The organism is Nitratidesulfovibrio oxamicus, assembly GCF_015731765.1.
Taxonomy (GTDB): Bacteria; Desulfobacterota; Desulfovibrionia; order Desulfovibrionales; family Desulfovibrionaceae; genus Cupidesulfovibrio; species Cupidesulfovibrio oxamicus.
The window spans coordinates 1-9,445 of the sequence record NZ_VRYY01000017.1; the positions used below are offsets into that span (position 1 = coordinate 1).

The window sequence follows — 9,445 nt, forward strand, 5'->3', positions numbered from 1 at the left end:
CGGGGGGTGCCCTGCACGTCGCGCCCGGCGGGCAGCGGCGCGGGGGTCACATCGACCACCTGCCCCTGCCTTGCCCCGCGCTTGCGGTTCCACAGGAACTGGAACACGCCCATGCCCGGCAGCTTCAGCCAGCGGGAAGCGCGCGCGGGGCTGACCGCTGGGTCCGCAAGGTCCGCGGGATTGGGCAGACGCTCGTCGCCCCCCACGATCACCGGGCGGGCCACGGCAGGTTCCTTCGCGCTGCGCGGCGCGGAAATTTCCAGCTTTGCGGCGGGCTTTGCCCTGGGCGTCAACCCTTCACGCAATCCTTCAAGGATGCGGCGGCCCATGGCCGACCAGGACAGGGCCAGCACCAACTGCGCAGAGATCAGGAACAGGAACAGCCACACCAGCGCCGAGCCGCGCGGGCTGAAATAGTGTGCCGCGAAGTTGTGCAGGATGACCCCGAAGAAGCCGCCTCCGCCCACGTCACCGATGGACAGGTTCCATCCCGCGCCCAGCGTGGCCACGCAGGCGCCCAGCAGGATCAGCCCCAGCCAGCGCCACCACGGCACGTCGAAGGGAATGACCACGTAGCGCGCACCGATGCCCATGAACCCGAACGGCCACAGGAAGGCGGAAAAACCGAAGAGGTCCACCAGGATGCCGCCGATGTACGAGCCGAAGAGCCCTGCGCTGTTGCGTACCTGCGTGGCATTGCTGACCACGTGGTTCAGGCTGGGGTCGCGGGCGTCGAAGGTGGCGAGGCTGAGCAACAGCAGCAGCCCCCAGAAGATGAGTAAGAGCCCGAAAAGCTCGCGGGCCAGTTTGTTGCCGTCCGTGGCGGCACCCTCCTGATTGTCGCGGAGTGCGTATTGGCGCGGGGCGGCCCGCAAGAAAAGGGATATGACCGTATCGGCCATATCCCTTACCGTACTCGTGGGTTTCCGTCCACACGGCCCCGCTGCGCCGGACTGGCGACCATGCCGCCACCCGCCGCGGGCTGGGGAAAACTCCCCGGAGCCGGGCGCGAAATCGGGCTATTCGCGGCCCAGGTAGTCGCGGGTGCGGGTATCGACCTTCACGCGGTCGCCGATGTTCACGAAGATGGGCACGCCGATGACGATGCCGGTTTCCAGCGTGGCGGGCTTGGTCACGTTGCTCACGGTGTCGCCCTTGGCGCCGGGTTCGGTGTCGGTCACTTCCAGCACCAGGGACACGGGCAGGTCGATGTCCAGCGGCTTGCCGTTGTACAGCAGCACGCGCACCTGCTGGGCTTCCTTGAGGAAGCCGGCCTTGCCGTCGGTGGTGTCTTCCGCGATGTGCAGCTGCTCGTAGGTGGTCAGGTCCATGAACACGAGGTCGTCGCCTTCACGGTACAGGTACTGCATTTCGCGGGTTTCCATGTCGGGGCGGCCCACCTTTTCGCCGGAGCGGAAGGTGTTGTCCACCACGCGGTCGTTCAGCAGGTTGCGCAGCTTGGTGCGCACCATGGCGCCGCCCTTGCCGGGCTTGAAATGCTGGAACTCGACGATTTCGAAGGGCGTGCCGTCGATTTCGATCTTGAGACCCTTCCTGAAATCGGTGGTTGAATACATGAAGCCTCCGGAGTGATGTTCGTAGGGATATGCGGCGCTACACCGGGGTCGCGGCGGGCGACTGCCGGGCATTCGACTGGTCCAGATGCAGCACCAGCGCCTGCACGGCGAGTGCGTAGCTGGTGATGCCGAAGCCCGCAACCACGCCGATGACGTGGCGACCGATGTAGCTCTTCTGGCGCAGCGGTTCGGACCGCGCCAGCACGTTGCTGAGATGCACCTCGACGCAGGGCAGGCCGATCCAGGCCAGGCAGTCGGCCAGGGCGAGGCTGGTGTGGGTGTACGCGCCCGCGTTCAGCACCACGCCGTCCACACCGTCGCGCCGGGCCTGTTCCAGCCGGTCGATGAGCACGCCTTCGCCGTTGGACTGGAAGAACTCCAGTTCCACGCCGCTGGCGCCAGCGCCCAGCACCTGACCGACCAGACCGGGCACGGCATCCATGCCCACGCTGCCGTAAATGTCGGGCTGGCGCACGCCCAGCGCACCCAGATTGGGGCCGTTCAGCACCAGTATGCGATAGCGGGCCATGCGGCGTCCTTTGTGCGGTTGGCGGCGCGGGGCCGGTTGTTGGGCAGTGGGGCCAATTGCGGCGGAACGGGATGGGCCGGACTGGACACCATGCGCCCGCATCGGGTAACAGGATATTTTTTCCCAACGGCGGCCTGTTGTCAACAATGAAGCCACGCCGGGCACCATGCCCCGGCAGCCGCTCCCCGTCATGCCCGACAGGCCCCATCACGCCGCCCCTCGGGCCTACCCCCAGCCATACGGCGCCCGGCGCCATCGGATACGATCATGCAACCAGTGCTTGAACTTGAAGCCACCGTCTACACCCTGGAACAGATGCGCGCCTTCGACGCGCCGCAGATAGCCTTTGCCGGGCGCTCCAACGTGGGCAAGTCCTCGCTCGTCAACGCCCTGGCCCGCCGCAAGGCGCTGGCCAAGATCAGCGCCACCCCCGGCAAGACACGCTCCATCAACTATTACCGCGTGAAGCCCGACGGCTTCTACGTGGTGGACCTGCCCGGCTACGGCTACGCCAAGTGCAGCAAGGAAGAACGCCAGAAGTGGGCCGAACTCATCGAGCGCTACCTGAGCACCTGCCCCACCCTGAAGGGCCTGACCGTGCTGCTGGACAGCCGCCTGGAGCCGCAGCAGCTGGATCTGGACCTGACCTCTTTCGCCCGCAAGAGCGGCATCACCCTGCTGCCGGTGCTGACCAAGGCCGACAAATGCTCCCAGCGCGAACGCGCCGAGCGCCAGCGCCAGTGGCGCGACATCCTGGGGGGCATCGCCCCGCTGGTGGTGTCCGCCAAGACGGGCATGGGCGTGGACAACCTGTGGGCGTCGCTGCGCAGGGTGGTTGCCGCGGGCGAAGTGCGGGGCTCCGCCCTGCTGGATCCCTTCGGCAGCGCCAAGCGAGACGTGCCGCTGGCGGACGTCCCCCCCCAAGGCGGCTTGACGGGTGGATCGAAGGGCGTCTCCGATGCGACGTCCAAAGTTGCCCCGGATGCCGCCTCCAATGGCTTGATGCCGCCCGAGGATTCCGGATCCGGCGCAAGCGCGGAATAAGCCCCTGCCCGGCTCCGGGCAATCCGACCGGATTTCGCGCGGAGCCCGGCATCGTTCGGTTTGCCGGTCCGCATGCCTTTTCCGCAAAGAACAGCGCCCCGACATGCCGTGCATGCCGGGGCGCCATTTTTGGGTGCGGTTTTGTCACCGACCGTATCAGCCGGACTTGAAACGCGGTTTCAGCACCCATGCCAGCCGGGTCACTGCCACGGCCAGAATCAGCGCGTTGGCGCCCCACGCGGCCAGCGGGGGTGAGACAATGCCCTTCTGCCCCAGCGTGCCGCCCACGGTGAACATGGTGTAGAACAGGAAGGTGATGCCCAGCGACAGGCCGATGCCCAGGTAGATGTTGTCGCGCCAGGTCACGATGGCGGCGGCCACGGTCGCCATGACCACCAGCGAGGCCGCGTAGGCCAGCTTCATGTGCCAGGCGGTGCGCACACCCTCGACGTTGGAGCCGGAAGCCGACAGCCGGTCGATGGCGTCGCCCAGTTGCCACAGGGGCAGGCGCGAGGGGTCGGCATTGCGCGCGGTGACCAGAAAGGCCTGCACGTCCTGCCGCAGCGGCAGGGTCAGGCTGTCGTGGCGAGTGCTGAGGTAGCCGGACGGATCGAATTCGGTCACGTCGCCCAGTTCCCACTGGCGCTGCCCCGCCGTGAACGTTGCGGCGCGCACTACGCGCAGGATGGACAACCCGTCGTCGGAAAGTTCGTAGGCGGCAAGGCCGCGACCCGTGCCCCGGGCTGGCACCACCTCGGCCAGGCTGACCACGTACGACCCGTCGGTGAACCATACGTTGCGCAGCGTGGCCGTGGCCTCGGTCTTGCCGCGCACATCCTCGCTCCAGATGCGCGCAGCCTCCACCTCGCCGGAAACGCCCAGCACCTGTGAAAAGCCCAGTTGCAGCCCGCCCCATACCAGGCCGCACAGCACCAGGACGCGGGCAATCCGCCCCATGGAGATCCCCCCGGCCTGCAGGGCGATGAGCTCGCGCCCGCGCGACATCAGGCAGAGTTGGGCCAGGGTGGCCAGCAGGAACACGGCGGGCAGGATCTGCGAGATGATCAGCGGCGTCTTGGCCGCGAAGTACCATGCCGCCACGCTGAAGCTCACCCCGGCTTCAAGAAAGTCGTCCAGCCGGTCGAACAGGTCGGAAAGGATGTACAACCCGGTGCCGACGGCCAGGGTGGGCAGGATCAGCATCAGGTTGTTGCGGAACAGGTAGCGGGCCAGCAGGCTCATGCTGCCTCCTTGCGGCGCAGCCGAGCCAGTCGGCAGTGCGAGAACAGGCTGGCCAGGGCCGGGGCACGCTCGCGCGCGGTCAGCCGCAGGCCCCACAATCCGGCGGCCAGAAACAGGACGTTGGGCGTCCACACCCCCACTTCCGGCGCAATGGTGCCCGTCTCGCCGGTGGTCAGCCCGAACGAAAGCAGGCTGTAGTAGGCCAGGAACATCAGCAGGGCCAGCACCACGCCGACTTGGCGTCGCAACCCGTCGAAGGCGCAGGCCAGCGGCATGGCGAACAGCCCCAGTACCAGGCAGGCCGCGGGAAACACCCAGCGCTTGTGCAGTTCCACCACCACCTTGCGCAGGTACTTGTTGTTCTCGTCCTTGGCCAGTGCGCGCAATTGTTCCCAGGAAAGCTCCTTGGGCTTGACCTTGCCGAGGTCCAGCCCCTTGAACATCAACCCCAGGTCGATGCGCACCACGTACTCCCCAAAGCCCAGCACGGAAACCTGCTGCCCTTCGGTCTTGTACAGGCGGCCATTGTGCAGGCGGAACAGCAGTTCGCCGCGCGCCTCGTCGGTTGCAATGGCCCCGGTGGGGGCAAGGATGGTCAGTGTGGAGTCCTCGCGCGAGCGGTCTTCGACGATGACCTGCGACAGCCTGCTGTCGGAGGGGTCCACCTGTCGGGCGAACAGGGTCAGCCCCGGAATGTCCTTGTTGAATACCCCGGGCTGCACCACCACTCGGGCGCGGCTGTTGGCGATGTCCATGACCGTGGCGCGAAAGTTGGCCATGCCCCAGGCCAGCCCCTGCAACGAAATGCCCAGGGTCAGCAGGGTGCACAACGCGCAGAACAGCAACGGCGCGGCCAGCATCTGGTACAGGCTGACGCCGCCCGCCTTGAGGGCGATGAGTTCGCGGTCGGTGCTCATGCGCAGAAAGGTCAGGAACACGCTGAGCATGCACGCCACCGGCACTACCAGCAGCATGAAGAACGGGGTCAGGTAGACGAACAGCAGCACCGCGTCGGCAAGGCCGAGGTCCAGCCCCAGAAAGAGTTCGCGCAGTTGCAGGCCCCGGCCTATGAGGACCAGGGTGAGCAGCGAGCCCAGACAGAGCAGGAACAGGTGCAGCAGTTCGCCGAACAGCTGGCGCTGCAAAAGGGTATTGAGACGAAGGGGCAGAGGGCTATTCCTGTGGTTGGTCGGTGTGGCAGCCGCGGAACAGGTCGAGCAGCATTTCGGTTTCCATGGGGCCGAGGTTGAACCGCGCGCCCGCCTCGTCCACGAGATCGGTCAGGGGGCGGGACGGTTGCTCGGCCCGGTGTTCCGCCACCCAGGCGGCGGCGCGCTTCACCAGTTCGCTATGCGGAATGACGGTGGTCATGATCCCCCCCCGGCGGGTTTGCGGAACGGTGTGATTGCGCCGAAGGCCATGGCGGCCAGGCGGCGGCCCGAAGGCTTGCGGCCATTCGCGCGGCGTGGAATCTACATCAACCCCGGCGGGGTTGCAACTCGACGCCCCATGCGGTATCCCCGCGCAATCCGGCGTCCGGGCCTTGCGCGATCCTGCGTGCCCTGCCACACTGGCCGCGCCATTCCGTATCCGACCCGCGCACGGCCCCTTCCCCCTCCACCCCCAGCCGCACGGTCGCCAAGGCCGAATACCATCCATGCACGACATCTTCTCCGCCGTCCTGCTCGGCATCGTCGAAGGGCTGACAGAATTCCTGCCGGTGTCCTCAACCGGGCACCTGATCATCGCGGGCGATCTGCTGGGCTTCACCGGACCCAAGGCGACCACCTTCGAGGTGGTCATCCAGCTCGGGGCCATCCTGGCCGTGGTGGTGCTGTACTGGGACCGCTTCTGGGGCCTGCTGCGGCCCAAACCGCACGTGCGCTTTGCCGGGATGCGCGGCATCGTGCTGCTGGGCATCACCTCGTTGCCCGCCAGCCTGCTGGGTCTGGCGACGCATCATTACATCAAGGAACAGCTGTTCACCCCGGCCACCGTGGCCCTGGCCCTGGGCGTGGGCGCCGTGGCCATGCTGCTGGTGGAGCGGCGTACGCATCGCCCTGCATACACGAGCCTGGACGATATGACCCCGACCCTGGCGCTGGGTATCGGGCTGTTCCAGTGCCTGGCCCTGTGGCCCGGCTTTTCGCGCTCCGCCGCCACCATCATGGGCGGCATGCTGCTGGGCGCGCGGCGCGGCCTGGCCGCCGAATATTCGTTCATCGCGGCGGTGCCCATCATGTTTGCGGCAACGGGCTATGATCTGCTGAAAAGCCATGCCCTGTTCACCATGGCCGACCTGCCCTTCTTCGCCACCGGATTCGTGGTGTCGTTCCTGGCCGCATGGGTTGCCGTGAAGGTGTTCATCGGCCTCATGGGTCGGGTGACCCTGGTGCCCTTTGCCTGGTACCGGCTGGCCGTGGCCCCGCTGGTGTTCTGGTTCATGGTCAATTGACGCCGTGTGAGGCGGGCGCAACGCCGCGCCGGGCGTGGTTGCGCGGACTTTTTCAAAAAGCCGCCAGAAAACGCTTGCCAAGGCACCCCGTGTCCGGTAGAGAAACCATCCGTCGCAACGGGAACGAGTCCCGAGCGGCATTGGACTTGGCAAGGTAGCTCAGTTGGTTAGAGCATGCGGTTCATACCCGCAGTGTCGGGGGTTCAAATCCCTCCCTTGCTACCAAGAACACCAAAGGCCCTGTGAGAGCAGGGCCTTTTTCGTTGTTTCCGCCCCCCCCGTCTCGTTCAGCCCTATCCTCAGCTTGTCCTGTCCGGCCCCGCCCCTTTTCGCCACGTCCCGGTTCCGTCTTCCCGTTGTTCCTGGCATGTCCGGCATGTGGCGCGGGGGGTCTGATGACGCTCCGCACGCGTCGTGCCAGCCTGTCTCGCATTGGCAGCCACCTTCCTCCATGTCGAAGACACCCGCAGGCCGCACCTCTTCCCGCAGCGATATGACCGTCAGGCATCCTGTGGGGCTCCTGGGGAACCGCCAGTGGGACATGCCTGCCACGCCGGAGTTCCGCCAGTCAGTGCACGTCCGCCCGCGAGTTTTTGCGCTGCGCGGGGCCGGGGCTGCCGGGCACCGTGCGATGCATTGATCCCGGCAACTCATGCCGGCATGTTCGGCGGCTCCTGCGCCATCAAGGGCAAGCATGCCCGGTGGGCGTTGGCATCGCGCCGGGAGCGGCGAACCTGTGCATTGCCGCCACAGAAGACCCGCTGAAGGATACGGTGTACTTGCCAGGGGGACCTTTCCGTGCACCTTCCGTTCATAGTGTTGCTGCAACTGTATCTTGCGTCCAGCCGCCGGATGGTAGACCATTACGTCAGCCCGCCGTCCACGCGGACCATGCTGTGCGTGATTGCGTTCATTGTAATGACGCTCAACGCCCTCTTGCTGCGGGAACTGTTTTTCGGTTAGAGCTACACAGTGCCGACGGCATGGTTGCCAGCGGTTTCGATCCCCCCCGGTTCTCCTCAGTTCACCCTTGTCCAGCACAGGCCCGACCTTGTCCCACGAAACTTCTCGCACGGGCCGCATGCCCGGCGGCCCTGCAGGCTCCGCCACCCCTGAAGACCAGCGTCCCGGACACCCCATGCACAAGTGGATACGCCTTGCCTTCGAACTGCTGCCGTTGCAGGTCTTCGCCATCGCCTCGCGACTGGCGGGCGACGATCCCGAACAGGCGCTGCTGCCCTACGGCCTTGGCGCGCTGTGCGCCGCGTTGTGCATGGCCGTGCTGATGTGGCGGCGCATCCTGCTTGACCGGTTGCTGCTGGGGGTGAACATTTCCATCATGCTTGGCGGGCTTGGCCTGTACGCACGTACGCCCGGCCTTGCGCACATGCTGGCCGACCTGCGCGCGGCGGGCGTGTTCGTGATCATACTGCTTACGGCGGGGGTCACCTACCTGGCCCGCCCCAGCGCCCTGCTGGACATGCCGAGCGGCAACGCGGAACCGTGGGATCGCTACATGTTGTATGCCACTTTTGCCGCCTTCGCGCTGGCCTTCATTACCCGCTCGCAGCCACTGATTTCCGGCATGTTGCTGGCTGCGCTGTTCATCGTGCGCGGCAGCCTGCAACAGGCCGCCCGCAACGCGCGCCTGTAAGCGCCGCCTGCGCCATGCCGCCGCTGTACGGCCGTCTCTGCGGGGGCGGCCGTTTTCTTTGCATGCGGTCTCTTTGGGGGATGACCTGCTTTTCATCCGGCGTTCGCTGTTCGCATTTGCCGGGGCGCGCCGTGCCCCTCCGCAGGCGGGACGGAACCGCCAGTCAGGCGCGCAACCTGCCCCGCTTTGCCCTGTCGGGCCCGCTTTGCCGGTTGTCGCCTGCCCATCCGCGTCGGTTCGCTCACGTACAACATGGCGCAGTGCCGCCAGTCACGAGGCACATCGGGGCGGCGAGATCCGGCATTCTGCATTGCGCCAACGAAAAGGGGGAGCGCCCGAAGACGCCCCCCCCCCTTGCAAGGTGCGGCTGGTTGCGTGCCGTGCCTACAACAGGTGCAGGTACGGAATGGCCACGTAGACCAGGGTGCCGAGCACCAGCACGTAGCCCACGCACACGGCCAGGGTGCGGTTCATGATGCGCCCTTCGTAGCCGGTAAGGCCGGTGGCGGCAGTGGCCACGGCGATGGACTGGGGCGAGATCATCTTGCCCGCAGTGGCCCCGGCGGCAGAGGCGGACACGATCCATGTGCTATCGATGCTGATGCGGTTGGCCACTTCCATCTGCAACTGGCCGAAGAGCACGTTGGACGAGGTGTCGCTGCCGGTGACGAAGGTGCCCAGCGCGCCGAGCAGCGGCGAGATGAACGGGAAGTAGCTGCTGGTGGAATCGGCCACGGCGATGGCGATGGTGTTGATCATGCCGCTGGTGGCCATGACCTTGGCCAGCGCCACGATGGAAACCACGGTAATGCCAGAGTGGTTCTTCGACGTTTAATGTGGAATTGACCGACCTCGCCCAGTTTGGATAGCCCTCCCTCAGGAGGATTGCCATGCTTGCCGAACAAATATTCGCCTTGGGTCTTGGTCTCACGCCACCCTGGAAA

Annotated in this window: 8 protein-coding genes, 1 tRNA gene and 2 pseudogenes; 4 read left to right on the top strand and 7 right to left on the bottom strand. The window is 66.2% G+C overall.

Going from position 1 to position 9,445, the window contains the following annotated elements; translation table 11 throughout:
* From FVW20_RS00865 to FVW20_RS00875, 3 genes are all read right to left on the bottom strand, one after another.
* A partial coding sequence (locus tag FVW20_RS00865) for a DNA translocase FtsK 4TM domain-containing protein (protein WP_196607890.1) occupies positions 1–902 on the bottom strand: 902 nt, incomplete at its 3' end.
* A 117-nt stretch (positions 903–1,019) separates the two neighbouring features.
* A complete protein-coding gene (gene efp, locus FVW20_RS00870) occupies positions 1,020–1,577 on the bottom strand; it encodes an elongation factor P (RefSeq protein WP_196607891.1) in 558 nt (185 codons plus the stop codon).
* Between the two features lie 37 nt (positions 1,578–1,614).
* Positions 1,615–2,106 (bottom strand): type II 3-dehydroquinate dehydratase, encoded by a 492-nt coding sequence (locus FVW20_RS00875; RefSeq protein ID WP_196607892.1) that lies wholly within the window; start codon positions 2,104–2,106, stop codon positions 1,615–1,617.
* Positions 2,107–2,373: 267 nt separating this feature from the next.
* On the opposite strand from FVW20_RS00875, the pseudogene yihA reads away from it, so the two are divergent.
* Positions 2,374–2,952: pseudogene (yihA, locus tag FVW20_RS00880) on the top strand (ribosome biogenesis GTP-binding protein YihA/YsxC); the annotation flags it as partial.
* A 354-nt stretch (positions 2,953–3,306) separates the two neighbouring features.
* Here yihA and FVW20_RS00885 read toward each other — a convergent pair.
* From FVW20_RS00885 to FVW20_RS00895, 3 genes are read right to left on the bottom strand one after another with little or no spacing between them, the layout of a single operon-like run.
* Positions 3,307–4,392, bottom strand: a complete 1,086-nt coding sequence (locus FVW20_RS00885) for an LptF/LptG family permease (RefSeq protein ID WP_196607894.1) — start codon at positions 4,390–4,392, stop codon at positions 3,307–3,309.
* Positions 4,389–5,537, bottom strand: a complete 1,149-nt coding sequence (locus FVW20_RS00890) for an LptF/LptG family permease (RefSeq protein WP_231038752.1) — start codon at positions 5,535–5,537, stop codon at positions 4,389–4,391. Before FVW20_RS00890 ends, FVW20_RS00885 begins: the two co-directional genes overlap by 4 nt.
* A gap of 28 nt (positions 5,538–5,565) precedes the next feature.
* Entirely contained in the window at positions 5,566–5,763 is a 198-nt protein-coding gene (locus FVW20_RS00895; RefSeq protein WP_196607895.1) for a hypothetical protein, read from the bottom strand.
* A 286-nt stretch (positions 5,764–6,049) separates the two neighbouring features.
* On the opposite strand from FVW20_RS00895, the gene FVW20_RS00900 reads away from it, so the two are divergent.
* The 3 genes from FVW20_RS00900 to FVW20_RS00910 all read left to right on the top strand — a co-directional run bounded on the left by FVW20_RS00900 (position 6,050) and on the right by FVW20_RS00910 (position 8,501).
* The gene (locus tag FVW20_RS00900; protein WP_196607896.1) at positions 6,050–6,847 is read left to right on the top strand and encodes an undecaprenyl-diphosphate phosphatase; all 798 of its coding nucleotides are present in this window, start codon (positions 6,050–6,052) and stop codon (positions 6,845–6,847) included.
* 148 nt (positions 6,848–6,995) lie between these two features.
* Positions 6,996–7,072, top strand: a tRNA-Met gene (locus tag FVW20_RS00905).
* A 913-nt stretch (positions 7,073–7,985) separates the two neighbouring features.
* Positions 7,986–8,501 (top strand): hypothetical protein, encoded by a 516-nt coding sequence (locus FVW20_RS00910; protein WP_196607897.1) that lies wholly within the window; start codon positions 7,986–7,988, stop codon positions 8,499–8,501.
* 384 nt (positions 8,502–8,885) lie between these two features.
* On the opposite strand, the pseudogene FVW20_RS00915 reads toward FVW20_RS00910, so the two are convergent.
* Positions 8,886–9,320: pseudogene (locus tag FVW20_RS00915) on the bottom strand (L-lactate permease); the annotation flags it as partial.
* Between the last annotated feature and the right edge of the window lie 125 nt (positions 9,321–9,445).

Coding starts and splice junctions, on each gene's coding strand:
- efp (WP_196607891.1), bottom strand. CDS start 1,577: ATGTATTCAACCACCGATTTCAGGAAGGGTCTCAAGATCGAAATCGAC.
- FVW20_RS00875 (WP_196607892.1), bottom strand. CDS start 2,106: ATGGCCCGCTATCGCATACTGGTGCTGAACGGCCCCAATCTGGGTGCG.
- FVW20_RS00885 (WP_196607894.1), bottom strand. CDS start 4,392: ATGAGCCTGCTGGCCCGCTACCTGTTCCGCAACAACCTGATGCTGATC.
- FVW20_RS00895 (WP_196607895.1), bottom strand. CDS start 5,763: ATGACCACCGTCATTCCGCATAGCGAACTGGTGAAGCGCGCCGCCGCC.
- FVW20_RS00900 (WP_196607896.1), top strand. CDS start 6,050: ATGCACGACATCTTCTCCGCCGTCCTGCTCGGCATCGTCGAAGGGCTG.
- FVW20_RS00910 (WP_196607897.1), top strand. CDS start 7,986: ATGCACAAGTGGATACGCCTTGCCTTCGAACTGCTGCCGTTGCAGGTC.